The sequence below is a fragment of the Saccharopolyspora sp. NPDC050642 genome (genome assembly GCF_040654735.1).
In the GTDB taxonomy this organism is placed as follows: Bacteria; Actinomycetota; Actinomycetes; order Mycobacteriales; family Pseudonocardiaceae; genus Saccharopolyspora; species Saccharopolyspora elongata.
This window is the reverse complement of record NZ_JBFAIN010000040.1, coordinates 1-14,443: the sequence shown is the minus strand read 5'-3', so window position 1 is coordinate 14,443 and position 14,443 is coordinate 1. Positions and strand designations below refer to the sequence as shown.

At 71.3% G+C, this 14,443-nt stretch carries 13 protein-coding genes; 3 read left to right on the top strand and 10 right to left on the bottom strand.

The features are described 5' to 3' along the window. Positions 1-16: 16 nt before the first annotated feature. The gene (locus AB0H93_RS36620) at positions 17-1,276 is read left to right on the top strand and encodes a GNAT family N-acetyltransferase (RefSeq protein ID WP_358579653.1); all 1,260 of its coding nucleotides are present in this window, start codon (positions 17-19) and stop codon (positions 1,274-1,276) included. Positions 1,277-1,294: 18 nt separating this feature from the next. Here AB0H93_RS36620 and AB0H93_RS36615 read toward each other — a convergent pair whose 3' ends face one another. The 5 genes from AB0H93_RS36615 to AB0H93_RS36595 all read right to left on the bottom strand — a co-directional run bounded on the left by AB0H93_RS36615 (position 1,295) and on the right by AB0H93_RS36595 (position 5,965). Continuing rightward, complete coding sequence (locus tag AB0H93_RS36615; protein WP_358579651.1) at positions 1,295-2,284, bottom strand: iron-siderophore ABC transporter substrate-binding protein; 990 nt, start codon at positions 2,282-2,284, stop codon at positions 1,295-1,297. Between the two features lie 86 nt (positions 2,285-2,370). Beyond that, positions 2,371-2,949: an isopentenyl-diphosphate Delta-isomerase gene (gene idi, locus AB0H93_RS36610; protein WP_132494885.1), complete on the bottom strand. Its 579-nt coding sequence runs from the start codon at positions 2,947-2,949 to the stop codon at positions 2,371-2,373. Between the two features lie 93 nt (positions 2,950-3,042). Then, positions 3,043-4,029, bottom strand: coding sequence for a zinc-binding dehydrogenase (locus AB0H93_RS36605; protein ID WP_358579648.1), 987 nt, complete (start codon positions 4,027-4,029; stop codon positions 3,043-3,045). Positions 4,030-4,132: 103 nt separating this feature from the next. After that, a complete protein-coding gene (locus AB0H93_RS36600; protein WP_358579646.1) occupies positions 4,133-4,885 on the bottom strand; it encodes an IclR family transcriptional regulator in 753 nt (250 codons plus the stop codon). Between the two features lie 69 nt (positions 4,886-4,954). Next, a complete protein-coding gene (locus tag AB0H93_RS36595; RefSeq protein WP_358579643.1) occupies positions 4,955-5,965 on the bottom strand; it encodes a DUF4073 domain-containing protein in 1,011 nt (336 codons plus the stop codon). Between the two features lie 242 nt (positions 5,966-6,207). Here AB0H93_RS36595 and AB0H93_RS36590 point away from each other — a divergent pair, with 242 nt between their 5' ends. Next, positions 6,208-7,176, top strand: a complete 969-nt coding sequence (locus tag AB0H93_RS36590; protein WP_358579641.1) for a M28 family metallopeptidase — start codon at positions 6,208-6,210, stop codon at positions 7,174-7,176. A gap of 57 nt (positions 7,177-7,233) precedes the next feature. On the opposite strand, the gene eutH is transcribed toward AB0H93_RS36590, so the two are convergent. From eutH to AB0H93_RS36565, 5 genes are all read right to left on the bottom strand, one after another. Further along, complete coding sequence (gene eutH, locus AB0H93_RS36585) at positions 7,234-8,439, bottom strand: ethanolamine utilization protein EutH (RefSeq protein WP_358579638.1); 1,206 nt, start codon at positions 8,437-8,439, stop codon at positions 7,234-7,236. Between the two features lie 18 nt (positions 8,440-8,457). Next, positions 8,458-9,711, bottom strand: coding sequence for a D-arabinono-1,4-lactone oxidase (locus tag AB0H93_RS36580; protein WP_358579636.1), 1,254 nt, complete (start codon positions 9,709-9,711; stop codon positions 8,458-8,460). Between the two features lie 166 nt (positions 9,712-9,877). After that, positions 9,878-11,167, bottom strand: coding sequence for a M20/M25/M40 family metallo-hydrolase (locus AB0H93_RS36575; RefSeq protein ID WP_358579634.1), 1,290 nt, complete (start codon positions 11,165-11,167; stop codon positions 9,878-9,880). Then, on the bottom strand, positions 11,164-12,504 hold the full coding sequence (locus AB0H93_RS36570) for a cytosine permease (RefSeq protein ID WP_358579631.1): 1,341 nt from the start codon (positions 12,502-12,504) through the stop codon (positions 11,164-11,166). The genes AB0H93_RS36575 and AB0H93_RS36570 overlap by 4 nt, the downstream gene beginning before the upstream one ends. Then, a complete protein-coding gene (locus AB0H93_RS36565) occupies positions 12,504-13,457 on the bottom strand; it encodes a DUF1177 domain-containing protein (protein WP_358579629.1) in 954 nt (317 codons plus the stop codon). The genes AB0H93_RS36570 and AB0H93_RS36565 overlap by 1 nt, the downstream gene beginning before the upstream one ends. A 282-nt stretch (positions 13,458-13,739) precedes the next feature. Here AB0H93_RS36565 and AB0H93_RS36560 point away from each other — a divergent pair, with 282 nt between their 5' ends. Further along, on the top strand, positions 13,740-14,333 hold the full coding sequence (locus tag AB0H93_RS36560) for an XRE family transcriptional regulator (RefSeq protein ID WP_358579626.1): 594 nt from the start codon (positions 13,740-13,742) through the stop codon (positions 14,331-14,333). Positions 14,334-14,443 lie beyond the last annotated feature (110 nt).

Below are 14,443 nucleotides of genomic sequence, written 5' to 3'. Positions count from 1 at the left end.
GGGGAAGCATGGTGGCATGACTTCCCGGCAGCATCGCGGGGACTGGACCCGCGAACTCATCGAGCTGGCCGCGCTGTTCCTGGCGGCGGGGGCGGCGAACCTGTTCGCGACCGGAGCGCAGGGCCGCGGGCCGCTGGCGCTGCTGTCCATCGGCGCCGTCCTGCTGGTGGCGGCCGCCGGTCGGTGGTGGTGGCGCCGGCGGCAGGTGCCCGCCGTGCCCGAGGTGCGGGTTCCGGAGATCGTGAGCGTGCAGCAGACGCTGTGGCGGCTGCGCGCGTCGGTGACCGACACGCCGGGCCGGCTGGCGCACCTGGCCGGTGGCCTGGCCGCGCTCGGCGCGGACATCCGGACCATGCAGGTCCACCCCGTCGCCGGCGGGGTGGTCGACGAGGTGCTGCTGCACGTGCCGTCGCGGGTGAGCGGGCGGGAACTGGTCGCCGCGGTCGAGGCCGCCGGTGGCCGGGACGTGACCGCGGTGCGGGCGGACGTGCGCGAGCTCGACGACGTGCCGACGCGGACCGCGAACCTGGCGATCGACCTGGTCAACGGCCGCACCGACCTGGTCCGGGCGCTGCGCGCGCTGCTCGGACAGGTGACGGTCCGGTGGCAGGAGGAGGCCGGTTCGCCCGCCGGCGGCGAGATGCACCTGGCGGATCCGGGCGGCGGGGTCCTGGTGCTGGAGCGGCCCGGCGGGGCGTTCACCCCGGCGGAGTTCGCGCGGGCGCGGGCGATGGTCGAGCTGGCCGCGAGCTGCCGGGCGCGGGTGCGGCCGGTGCCGGACGTCGCGCGCGCCGCGAGCGGGGCGGAGCTGACGATCCGGCCGGCGGACCGGTCGGACGTGGAACTGGTTTCGGAGTTCCACGAGAGGTGTTCCAGCGCGGCCCGCTACCGGCGCTACTTCAGCCCCGGGCCGGGGCAGGGGGAGCGCGGCCTGCTGCGCCTGCTGACCCCGGCGCTGGGCCGGTCGCTGCTCGCGCTGGCGCCGGACGGCGCGGTGGTCGGCATGGGAAACCTGATGTACGACGGCGATTCCGGCGAGCTGGCGCTGCTGGTCCGGGATGACTGGCAGCGGCAGGGCGTCGGCACGGCGTTGGCGCGGAAGCTGGTCGAGCAGGCCGAGGAACTCGGGATCGGCGCGCTCACCGCGCAGACCCACGTCGACAACACCGCGATCGCGCGAACGCTGCGCGGCGTCGGCCTGAGGCTGATCGGCGCGCCGGAACCGGGGGAGTGGAGCTGGTCGCGGGAGCTGCGGCCGAAGGCGGCGGCCACCTGACCGCGGCTCCCGTGCGCGTCAGCCGAGCTTCTCGGCGATCAGCGGCACCACGGTGTCGAGGGTGTGCGGGATGCTGAGCACGGTGTTGTGCGCCAGCGCGATGCCGGTTTCCTCGAACGGAACCACCACGACGTGGCCGCGCTTGGTCACTTCCAGCGTCTGGAACAGCGGATCCGATGCCAGTCGCTGCTTGCCGTCGCCCTGGTCGATGACCACGAGCACGTCGGAGTCGAGCAGCGAGGTCCGCTCGGGGCTGAGCTCCAGGTGGAACTTCTTGCCGTCGTCCAGCGGCTGCAGGCCGGGCGGGAGCTGGATGCCGAGCCCGGTCAGGAACTGCCCGCGCGCGTCGTTGCGGGCGTACGGCCAGTAGCCGCCCTTGGGGTTGATCAGCACCACGGCGCCGGTGGCGGTGGCGAACCGGGGATGCGCCGCGGCGACCTCGTCGATCCGCGCCTGCGTCGCGGTGATCAGCTGCTCGGCCTCCTGCGGCTTGCCGACCGCGGCGCCGATCATCCTGGTGGCGTCCTGCCACGGCGTGCCGTAGTCGGCGAAGCCGGCGGGCCGCACGATCGTCGGGGCGAAGGCGGAGAGCCTGCTGTACAGCGAGGCGTCGATCTCGGCGTTGATCGCGACGATCAGGTCGGGCTGCAGTTCGGCGATCTTCTCCAGGTCGACGTCGCCCTTGGTGGTGAACAGGTACGGCTTCGCGCCGTTCAACCGGTCCCTGGCCCAGGATCCGGGTCCGTCCATCTTGCTCCACGGCCGCATCGCCACGGGCACGACGCCGAGCGCGAGCAGCGGGTCGACGTCGGTGTAGCCGAGGGCGACCACGCGCTGCGGGCGGGTGGGGATCTCCGTCGCGCCGTGCGCGTGCGTGACGGTCACGGGGAACGCGCCGTCCGCACCCGGTTCGTCGCGCGTGGACTCGGTGCTCGTGCCGCACGCGGTCAACACGAGCAGGAGCGTCGATAACGCGCCTGCGACCGCGCGGCGTCGGGTCCGCGACACCAGGTTGACCATGGACCTACCCCATCTCCGATCAAGTTAGCTTTGGCTAACTTAACCGGAGAGGGGGAATTGTCCGCAATGCGGGGTCAGCTCACGTGGGCGGCGGGCGGCAGGCCCGCCGGCGAACCCTTGGGCCACCGGGCCGGTTCCGGGCCCAGCTCGGTCAGCTGGCGGACCTGCAGCGAGCACCACGGCGACACCTCGGACTCGCCGGCGAGCACCGCGGAGCTGAACTCCGCCCAGTCCACCCAGCGGGTTTCGGCGACCTCGTCCGGGTTCGGCTCCGGCGTGCCGCCGGTGAAGGCGACGAACACCGGGCACTTCTCGTTCTCCACCACGCCGTTGGGCATCGTGGCGCGGTACTGGAAGCCGGGCAGCACGAGCTCCAGGCCGTGCACGGTGAGCCCGAGCTCTTCGCCGAGCCGCCGGGTGATCGCGGCCTTCATGTCCTCCGCGGGCGCGGGGTGGCCGCAGCAGGTGTTGGTCCACACGCTCGGGAAGGTGCGCTTGTGGTGCGCCCGCTGCGTCAGCAGGAACTCGCCGCGATCGTTGAACACGTAGCAGGAGAAGGCCAGGTGCAGCGGCGTCTGTCGATGGTGGACGATCGCCTTGTCCTCGACCCCGATCGCGTTGCCGGATTCGTCGAGCAGAACCACCTGTTCCACGGTCCTACCTCCTGGGAGCGTGTTGATCTGACCGGATGCGCCCCAGGCCCGCACTTTACGACAAACCGGTTGGTATCCGCCATACGATCTTGATCACGGGTGGGGCCGCAGCACCACCTTGCCGTAGGTTTCGCGGTTCTCCAACGCCGCGTGCGCCTTCGCCGCGTCGGCCAGCGCGAACGGCGTGCCGACCAGCGGCCGCAGGCTGCCGTCGGCGAGCGCGGCCAGCGCCTCGTCCTCCAGCGCCCGCATGCCGCCGGGCACCTTCAGCAGGTTCGGGCCGAGGGCCACGTTCGCGGCCACCGAGCGGGCGATCAGGTCGTCGGAGGTGAACCGGTGCTCGCCGAATTCCCTGCCGTACATCGTGATCCGGCCGCCGGCTCCGAGCAGGTCGAAGGCCGCCCGGCCGTACTCGCCGCCGGCGCCGTCGAGCACGAGGCTCACCTCGCGTCCGTCGAGCGCGTGGCGCACCGTCTCCGACCAGCCCGGCGCGGTGTAGTCGACGGCGACGTCGGCGCCCAGCTCCCGCACCTTGGCGACCTTCGCAGGCCCGCCGGCCGCGCCCACCACCGTCGCGCCGATGTTGCGGGCGTGCTGCACCGCCAGCGCGCCGATGCCCCCGGCGGCCGAGGTGACCAGCACGACGTCGTCGGCGGTCGGCCGCGCGATGCGCAGGATGGACATCGTCGTCCGGCCGGTGCCGATCATCGCGACCGCGGCGTCGAAGCCGACGTCGGCGGGCAGCACCTGCAGGGCCTCGACGTCGCGGACCGCGAGCTCGGCGTAGCCGCCGCTGGCCATGCCGAGGTGGGCGACGACGCGCCGACCCAGCCACTCCGCCTCGACGCCCGCGCCGAGCGCGTCGACGACCCCGGCGACCTCGCGGCCCGGCGTCATCGGCAGCTCGGGCCGCGGGAACGGCCCGCCCTGCATGCCCTGCCGGATCGCGGTGTCGATGACGTGCACGCCGGCGGCGGCGACCGCGATGCGCACCTGCCCAGGGCCGGGGGTCGGGTCGGGTACCTCCTCGTAGCGGAGGACCTCGGCGGGGCCGAACTCGTACTGCCGAATCGCGTGCATTCCTTCTCCCTGCGCCGTTTTCCGGGTTGCGGCCGCAACGCTAGGAGTTCGAGCGAGGTCGAGGTCAATGCCCCGGCGCGGGAATTGTGATCGCGGCCTCCGGTCAGCGGAGCCGGTAGGTGATCTCCTGCACCGCCGTGCGCACCGCGGCGGCGATCTCGTCGAGCCGGTCGGCCACCCGCGTCGTCGGCCCGGCGATCGACACCGCGGCGGTGCCGGCGTCGGCGCGGTGCGACAGCACCGGTCCGGCCACCGCGGACACGTCCGGTACCGTCTCGCCCCGGTTGTAGGCGACGCCGTCGGCGGCGATGTCCGCGAGCTCGCGCTCGACCCGGGCCCGCTCGTCGGGATCGGGGAAGTGTTCGCGCAGGTACGCCTCGCGGGAGGCGCGGTCGAGGTTCGCGAGCAGGCACTTGCCGATGCTGGTCGGGTAGAGCGGGCGCCGCTTGCGCAGCGGCGCCGAGTAGCGGATGAGCTGGGTGGACTCGATGGACTCCAGGTACACCACCGAGTCACCCACGAGCGTGCCGATCATGACGGTCTCGTCGAACTCCGCGCGCAGCTTCTGCATCGCCGGCCGGGCCGCGTCCACCAGCGGCGTGCCCGGGGTCGGCAGCAGCGCGCCGACCGCCGGTCCCAGCAGGTAGGCGCCGCCCTGCTCCTGCAGGTACCCGGTCGCCACCAGGCCCTTCACCAGGCCGTGCACCGAGGTCTTCGGCGCGTCCAGCGCCCCGGCGAGCACGCTCAGCCGCACCCCGTGCGGGTCGGCGGCCACGGTCTCCAGGATGGTGGTCACCCGGCTGACGGTGCGGTGCTCCTTGGCCGGGCCGCGCGCCCGGCCGCCTGACTCGCCCACGGCGCCCCCCTCGGCTCGGCCTGCGCCTGAAGGATAGCCAGCCCGGCGGCCGGACCGAAGCCACGCCGCTTACGACTCGTTGTGCAGTGGGACGGTGATCTGCTTCAGCCAGGTGCCGGTGGTGAAGTCGCGCGCCATGATGACCACGTTGCGCGCGTCGACCTCGACCTGCAGGCCCTGGTTGAACGCGCCGCCCAGGGACACCTCGCCGCCCTTGCCGTCGTCCTGCCAGCCGACCTGGATCGCGCCCGTGTTGACCACGGTGAAGCCCTCCAGGTTGCCGGTGCCCGGCACCACCCGGCGCACCACCCAGTCGGACAGTTCGAGGTTCCAGTGCGTGTGCCCGGAGAACAGGAACACGTCGCGGTGGCGGCCGAGGATCCCCAGCAGCCGGTCGGACTGCAGGTAGTCGTTGAGGTAGAGCTTGTTGTGCGTGCCGGAGACGGTGTTCGGCAGCGGGTGGTGGGTCAGCACCATGACCGGCTTGCGCCACCGCGCCCAGTGGTCGAGCCGCTGCTCCAGCCAGTTGAACTGCTGGTCGCTGATCCACACCTCGTCCCACAGCTTCGGGTCGTGGTAGTGCGAGTACCGCTCGGTCCCGATGCTCAGCACCGGGATCCCGCCGAAGGAGTGCTCCGCGAAGATGGTGTTGCGGCCGGCGAAGTCGAAGAAGCTGCGGAACAGCGAGTCCTCGGTGGTGCCGTTGGGCCAGGTCTCCTGCGCGAGCGTGTCGGGGTCGCGCCACTTCGGCACGTAGAACTCGTGGTTGCCGATCGCCCAGGCGACCTCCTGCGGGTGCGCGTGCTTGTCCAATGTGGACTTCACGGCCGCGTACTCGAAGTCGTAGCCGCGCGGCGTGATGTCGCCCGCGATGCCCAGCCCCGCGCTGCCCGGGTTGATCCGGGCCAGGTCGTCCAGCGCCTTGCCGAAATCGCCGAGGTCGCCCTGGATGTCGCTGATGATGTTGAAGCGCACCTTGTTGCCGGCCTGCGGCGGCGGGGCCGCGTGCGCGGTGGAGCTGAGGACGGTGGTGGCGGCGAGCGCGCCACCCGTCCCGGCGATGAACGATCGGCGATCCATGAGCGCTGATTCCTCCTGTGCTGGCCGGTTGGCCCCGTGAAATTAGGCCGAACGGCCGCACCGGCGGTGGATTCCTCGTGTCGGCCGGGTGGACGCGTGCCGAACACTTCACCGAAAGTCGGGCAAAGCCGGGAAAAACGAGTTCCGGACACCGGCGGCGAGTTCACGTCAAACCGCCCACCGCGTCGCGTCGCGTCGTTACGTTCCGCTGCGGCGAAGATCGACCGACGGAAGGGCGCAGCATGCCGAAACGACCACTCCTGGCGACCGCGGCGGCACTGGCCGTGGCGTCCGCTCTGGTGTTGCCGGCCACGGCGGCCAGCGCACCGCTGACCGGCGTCACCGCCGTCCAGGACCACCTGCAGGAGCTGCAGAAGATCGCCGAGGCCAACGGCGGCAACCGGGCGGCGGGCCAGCCCGGCTACAAGGCCTCGCTCGACTACGTCAAGGCCCAGCTGGACGCAGCCGGATTCGCCACCACGATCCAGGAATTCGACGCCATCGGCGGCACGACGTACAACCTGCTCGCCGAAACCCCCGGCGGCGACGCCAACAGCGTGGTGATGTTCGGCGCCCACCTGGACAGCGTCAGCAGGGGCGCGGGGATCAACGACAACGGCACCGGTTCGGCCGCGATCCTGCAGGCCGCCCTGGACTACGCGGGCAGCGGCGCGACGCCGAAGAACAAGCTGCGCTTCGCGTTCTGGGGCGCCGAGGAGCAGGGCCTGGTCGGCTCGTCGCACTACGTGCAGAGCCTGTCCGATGCGGAGCGCGGCCAGATCGTCGCGTACCTGAACTTCGACATGGTCGGCTCGCCGAACGCCGGCTACTTCACCTACGACGGCGACGACTCCGACGGCGAGGGCGCCGGCCCCGGCCCGGAGGGCTCGGCGGAGATCGAGAAGCTGCTCAACGACGCGCTCGCGACGTCCGGGGTGGAAACCGAGGGCACGGACTTCGACGGCCGCTCCGACTACGGCCCGTTCATCGAGGTCGGCATCCCGGCGGGCGGCACCTTCACCGGCGCCGAGGGCACGAAGACGCCGGAGCAGGCGCAGAAGTGGGGCGGCCAGGCCGGCGAGGCCTACGACTCCTGCTACCACCAGTCCTGCGACACGGTCGACAACGTCGACCAGCAGGCCCTGGACCGCAACTTCCAGGCGATCTCGACGGCGGTCAAGACCTACGCCGAGCAGTTCCCCCAGCCGTAACCGGCGATACCCCGAAGCGTTGGGCGCCTCCGACCCGGTCGGAGGCGCCCTTCGCTGTCAGCCCACCGCCGGCTCGGGGGCCGCGGTCCGGATCGCCGGCAGGGCGATCAGGTGGGCCAGCAGGATCGCCAGCACCCCGCCCGCCAGCTTGCCCGCCAGGAGCGGGAGGATCAGGTTGGGCTGGAAGTTCGCCGTGAACGCCAGGTGGTCGCCGACCAGGAAGGCCGCGCACACCGCGTAGGCGATGCACAGCACCTTGTCCTCGGGCGGCATGTGCCCGATCAGGCGGAACAGCGCCAGCACGTTCGCCGACGCCGCGAGCAGGCCCGCGGTTCCTTCCGGGCTCATCCCGATCCGGCGGCCCAACGCGCCCAGCGGGCGGGTCAAACCCTTGCGCAGCACGTAAACCATCGGGAACGCGCCGGCCAGCATGATCCCGATGTTGCCCGCCACCTCCAGCGCCCGGTACTGGTCGTCGGCGTCGGCGATGATGGGGTCGAAGCCCCAGGCGCCCAGCACCGCCGAGAACAGGCCGGTGAAGTGCTCGATGATCGACAGCGCCAGCACGATCTTGAGCGCCGCGTCCAGGAAGCGGCCGAACCAGATGAACAGCCGGATCATCGCCGCCGGCCAGAATCGCAGGGCCAGCGCCAGCACGACCACGAACACCGCCAGCGGCAACAGGTTCAGCAGCATCGCCGAAGTGTCCAAACCGGACAGTGCGGCGTCCGACGGTGCGTCGGCGGAGACCTCGCCGCGCACCGTCGTGCCGGTGGCCAGCAGGATCGAGGTGCTGATCAGGACGCCGATCGGCACCGTGAGGATGCCCGACATCACGCCCAGCGCCAGGAAGCGGTGGTCCCGGCGGTCCAGGACCGCCAGTCCCACCGGGATGGTGAAGATGATCGTCGCCCCGGCCAGGTAGCCGACGATCGTCGCCATGATCCAGCCGCCGGTGGAGTTCGCGGTGGCCTGCGCGAGCTGGTAGCCGCCCATGTCCACCGCGATGAGGCTCGTCGCCGCGATCGCCGGGTCCGCGCCGATCGCGCTGAACAGCGGGCCCGCCGCCGACTCGACGAACGCGGACAGGTAGGGGATCGCGGCCATGATCCCCGCCACCGGGATGAAGATCTGCCCGATGGCGTGCAGGCCCTCCTTGAACTCCCGGCCCATCCCGGTGTCGGCGTCGCGGATCGCCGCCACCGCGCCGATCGCGACGAAGGCCATCATCAGGTAGATGATCGAGTTGCCCACGAGTTCCATCCCGGACCTCCTCGCGGCTCAGGCCAGCAGCGGGCGCAGGTGGTCGTTGAGGAAGGTGCCGTTCGGGTCGAATTCGCGGCGCACGTCGAGGAACGTGCCGAACTCGTCGAACAGCTCGCCCATCCGGTCGCGGGTCATGAAGTGCAACTTCCCCCAGTGCGGGCGGGCCCGGAACTCGCGCAGCCGCTCGTCGACCGCGCGCAGGAACGGCCAGTAGTCGGTGCCGGGGGCGCCGGAGACGGAGATGACGGTCGTCGCGCGCCGGTGGTTCGGCGAGAGGTACGCCTCGTCGGCGGCGGTCCACCGGACCTCGATGGGGTAGCGCTGGTCGGGGTGCTCGGTGCGCATCAGCTCGCGGATCGCCGAGACGGCTTCGAGCCCGTGCCCGGCCGGGACCATGTACTCCATCTCGTGGAACGGCGTGTCGAATCCGCCCGGGTAGATCCGGTAGGCGCGGTCCACGCGGTGGCCCTCGGCGGTGACGATCCCGGCGGGCTCGTCGACCTCGGCCTCGTCGTAGAGCTTCACGTAGCAGTGGTCGGCCATCGGCTGGTCCGGCGGCGCGGGCAGCTGGTAGAGGTCGGCGGATTCGTCGGCGGGGCACCAGAAGAACGAGAAGTGGCGGTGCCCGGCGATCAGCTCGTCCCACGACTCGACGATCTGCTGCCACGGCCGGTAGCTGATCTCCTCGGTCAGGTGGTAGGCGGCGGAGACGGCCAGCTCGACCTCCAGCATCACGCCGAGCGAGCCGATGGCCACCTGCGCGGCCCGCAGCCGCCGCGCGTCGCCCTCGTCGATCTCGACGACCTCGCCGCGGCCGTCGACCAGCCGGACTCGCCGCAGCGCGGCGGAAAAGCTCGGCAGGTCGATGCCGGAGCCGTGCGTGCCGGTGGCGATCGCCCCGGCGATGACCTGCTTGTCGATGTCGCCCTGATTGGTCAGCGACAGCCCGGCTTCCCACAGCGGCGGGCCGAAGTCGCCGACGGTGGTCCCGGCCAGCGCCGTGGCCCGCAGCCGGTCCGGGTCGGTCGCGGTCACCCCGGTCAGCCGCGTCAGGTCGAGCAGCATGCCGCCGGTGGGCACCACCGGGGTGAAGGAGTGCCCGGAGCCGGCGACCCGGACGTTCAGGCCCCGGTCGATCGCATGCCGGACGGCGGCGACCACTTCGGCCTCGTCGCGGGGCCGGGCGAAGACCGCCGCGGTGCAGGTCTGGTTGCCACCCCAGTTGGTCCAGATCCGGTCGGTGTCGCTGCCGGGCAGTGCAGAGCTCATGCGGTGCCTCCTGCCTTGTTGACCATCACGTGCTCGTTGCGCGGGTGGTGAAGCGGGAAGACGGCGGCGCGAGCTGGATGCCGCTGGACCAGTGCAGGTTACGGCGGGTGGATCGGGAGTGGCAATGACCGTTATGGGCGATCACCGCCACTCCCGACCGTCCGGATCAGCAGGTGTGCAGGAGGCGTTGCATCACCCGGGTGGAGAAGCGCAGCGACTCCAGCGGGATTCGTTCGTCCACCCCGTGGAACATCCGCGAGTACGGCAGTTCCGGCGGTACCCGGAGGGCCTTGAAGCCGAACCCGTTGATGCCGATCGTGGCGAACGCCTTGTTGTCGGTGCCGCCCGCGTTGCAGTACGGCGCCGGGTGGCCGTCGGGGTCCTCCGCCCGGATCGCCGCGCACATCGCGTCGACCAGGGTGCCGGCGAACTCCGTCTCCATCGCCACGTCGTGGTGGATGAACTCGCGGCGCACCGACGGCAGCAGCAGGGAGTCGATGGTGTCCAGCAGCTCCTGCTCGTGGCCGGGCAGGAACCGCCCGTCCACCGCGGCCGTGGCCCGGCCCGGGATGACGTTGGTCTGGTAGCCGCCCTCGATCATCGTGGGATTCGCCGAGTTGCGCAGGATCACGTCGACCAGGTCGGCCACCGGGCCCATCTTCGTCAAGCTGCCGTCCACATCGGACGGATCGAAGTCCGTGCCGAGGAGTTCGGCGGCCCGCTCCAGCAGCACCCGCACCGGCTCGATCAGCCGCACCGGGAACCGGTGCCTGCCGATGCGGGCCAGCGACTCCGCCAGGTCGGTGACGGCGTTCTCGTCGTTCGGCGAGGAGCCGTGCCCGGCCCGGCCGGTGGCGATCAGCCGCAGCCACGCCTGGCCGCGCTGGGCGTTCTCGATCGGGTACAGCCGCTGGCCGTTGCCCAGGTCGAACGACACGCCGCCGCCCTCGGTGATCGCCTCGGTGACGCCGTCGAACAGCTCCGGCCGGTTGCGCACCAGCCAGTGCGAGCCGAACTTGCCGCCGTCCTCCTCGTCGGCGAGGAAGCCGAACACGATGTCCCGCGGCGGTTTCCGGCCGGTGCGGCCGAATTCCCGGGCCACCGCGAGGATCACCGCGTCGAAGTCCTTCATGTCGATCGCGCCGCGGCCCCACAGGCAGCCGTCGTAGATCTCGCCGCCGAACGGGTCGAAGGTCCACTCGCTCGCATCCGCCGGCACCACGTCGAGGTGGCCGTGCATCAGCAGCGCACCCCGCGACGGGTCCTCGCCCTCGACGCGGGCGATCACGCTGGCCCGCCCCGGCGCGCTCTCGACCAATGTGGACTCGATGCCGACCTCGGCCAGCTTCGCCGCGACGTACTCGGCCGCCGCGCGCTCGTTGCTGGTCGGGTTGGAGGTGTCGATGCGGATCAGGTCCCGGCAGAGGTCGACGACCTCGTCCTCGGGCACGCTCATGACTTGCGTCCTTCCAGCGTCGAGGTCCCCACCGGGCGCACCAGCCCGGCGAAGGCGAGCACCGCGTAGAGCAGGAATCCGGTCAGCAGCGAGTTGAGCGCCGGGATGCCCGCGTCGACGAAGTAGCCGACGCAGAAGCCGGCCGCCCACACCACCAGTGTCGCGGGCACCCAGGTGGCCACCTTCTCCGGCAGCGTGCCGGTCGGCCGGGTGCGGTCGAGCTCGCCGCGCATCCGGCGGGCCACCCAGTACTCGGCCACGATGATGCCGCCGATCGGCGGGATCGCCACGCCGAGGATCTTCAGGAATTCCGTGAAGTGGTCCAGGAAACCCATCGCGGACAGCACGGTGCCGAGCACGCCGATCACGAGCGTCACCGTCGCGCGGTGCAGGCGCTTGCCGAAGACCGTGTCCGCGAAGTTCACCACGCCCAGCGAGGAGGCGTAGAGGTTCCAGTCGTTGATCTTCGCGGTGGACAGGATCACGATGACCAGCCCGGCGAGCCCGGACGTGGACAGCACGATCGAGGTGACGTCCTTGCTGCCGACCAGCTGGCCGAGCAGCACGCCCGTCATGCCGACGATGTACTCGCTGAGGATCATCGAGCACGAGCTCTGCAGCAGGACGTGCCAGCCCTTGCGGTTGTAGCGGGTCATGTCGGGGGCCACGACCGCGCCGGACATGAACCCGCCCGCCACGATGGTCGCCGCCGCCGGGATGGACAGCGCCGCGGCGGTCGGCTCCTTGGCGATCAGGTCGCCGATGGAGTGCTGCGAGAGCGTGCTGATCACGCTCCAGGCCACCAGCGCGAAGAACAGCGGCACGGCGATCTTGGCCAGCCACATCATGTACTTGAACCCGTAGATCACCAGCGCGGTCAGCACCGCGCCGGAGATCGCGCACCACAGCCAGATCGGGCCGCCGACCAGCGACTGCATGCTCTTGCCGAAGATGCCGTTCTGCACGCCGAACCAGCCGACCATGCTGATCGCGATGACGAGGCTGACCAGCGCCGAGCCGTTGCGCCCGAACCCGGCGAAGCGGGTGAGCATGGTCATCGCCAGGCCCTCGCGCTGACCGGCCAGGCCGACCAGGAAGATCACGATCTCCAGCAGCACCGCGCCGAGGGTGAACGCCCAGAAGGCGTCCCAGAACCCCATCGCGATGCCCAGCGAGGCACCCAGCACGAACTGGGAGAGCGAGCCGGACTGCCCGAGCCACTGCAGCAGCATCGACCCGAACCCGTAGCGCGCGTCCTGGGGGACGCGGCGCAGCGAGTAGTCGTCGTTGCCGATCTGCTTGCCCGGCGCGGCCTCGGCGGTCTGCGCCGTGCCCATCACTCCTCCTCGGCGGGCAGGTCGCCCATGGTCTGCAGGTGGGCGAGGGAGCCGTAACGCGCGACGAGGTGGTCGAACTCCGCCTGGTCGTGGAAGGCCAGCTGGCCCGCGCCGAACTCCTTGGCGACCTCGACGGCGTAGCGCGCGGCCGCCGCGATGTCGGTCTCGTGGCTGGCGCCGGTGGCGCAGCCGGGCACTGCGGTGGCGGCCACGATCGCCAGGCCCACGACCGGCGCGGCGGTCGCGGTGGCCGGCTGCAGGATCGAGTTGATGTGGTAGACGCCGTTGCCGTAGGGCGTGATGTCCTGGGTGGTCACCGGGTAGGTCACCAGCGGTTCGCCGGTCACGGTCTCCAGCAGGGTGCCCAGCCGGTCCGACACCCGCAGCACCCAGCCCTGCTTGACCGTCGGCGACAGCGCCAGGCCCTTGTGGTTGATGATCCGGTTGCCCTTGGTGGTGTCGATGGACAGCACCGCGTCCATGTCGTCGCTGACCTCGTGGGCGTTCATGGTCGCGATCCCCACCGGGGAGTCCATGAACGGCACCGGCTCGTGCGGCCGGGTCGGGGCGTCCGGGCACACGTGGGTGCTGATCAGGACGTCGCCCGGGAGCACGTCGCCGCGGGCGCGCATCGACAGCAGCTTCGCCGCGGTCGCGATGGCCGCGGCGGCGCCGTCGCCGTCGGAGACGAACCCGGTCACCTCCGGGCGGGCGCCGATCCCGCCGAGCCGCCCCACGACGCCCAGCGTCGGGGCGTCGCCGCCGGCCGCCTTGCCCCGCGTGCCGGGGATGCGGACCTGCACGAAGTCGGTCGTGCCCTGGTGGCCTTGAACGGTGGTGCTGGTGGCCAGCCCGGACTCGCCGGCCACCTCGTCGAGATGGGCGACCACGCGGGCGCCGGTGACCGACGGATCGTCGAGGAGATCCACCACATCCAGGACGTGTTTGAGCATCTGGGCCCCTTGGAACTCGGCACCGCGAACAGGTGCGGGCCGCGAGCGCCCGGGCAGGACGGGGGAGCTGCCCGGGCTCGCGGCCTGGTAGTTGGAATGGCGTTCGCCGGAGTTGTTCTCGGGGCATCCCCGGCGACCGCCGTGCCGATTACGGTGCGCTTGCGCCGAACGGTCGAGCAAGGAAATCCCGCTATTCGCAAAACCGGACGTCGCGTGGCCCGGTGGCGGCCGGGTACCGGTGGTTAAGCTGCGGGCACGTTCCGGGTCTTGGGGAGGTGCTTGATGGCGCAGGTGGAGGCCGTCCGGGTGCTGGCGGCCAATCTGCGGGCGCTGCGGGCCGAGCAGGCGCTGTCGCTGTCCGAGGTGGCGCGGCGGTCCGGGATCGCCAAGGGCACGCTGTCGCAGCTGGAGTCCGGCGTCGGCAACCCCACCATCCAGACGGTGTTCAGTTTGTCGAACGCTTTGCAGGTGCCGGTGTCGACCCTGCTGACCGAGCGCACCGAGCCGGACGTGGTGCTGGTGCGGTCCGCGGGGCTGGAGGTGCTCAGCAGCAACGCCGTCGACCTGCGGATGCTGCGCCGGCTCGACCTGACGTCGGCGGTGGTGGAGGTCTACGACCAGCGCGTGCGGCCCGGCGAGGTTCAGCGCTCCGACGGGCATCCCGGGCGGGAGCATGTCGTTGTCACGGAAGGGAAGCTGCGCGTCGGGCCGGCCGACGCGCCCTACGAGCTGGGGCCGGGGGATTACGTGTGCTTCCCGGCGCAGCTGCCGCACACCTACGAGACCGTCGGCGGCCCGGTGACCTCGGTGCTGCTGCTGGAGTACCCCAGCGACACCGACAGCCCGATGCTCCGCCACCACCCACCGCTCACCTAGGCGCGGTGAACCGCTATTTCAATGAGGTGATCTCAGTGGATTCGGTTGTGTTCGTGGTGGGTGAGGGTGAGTGCGGCGCGGACGATCGCGGTGATTTTGCGTGGGCTGGC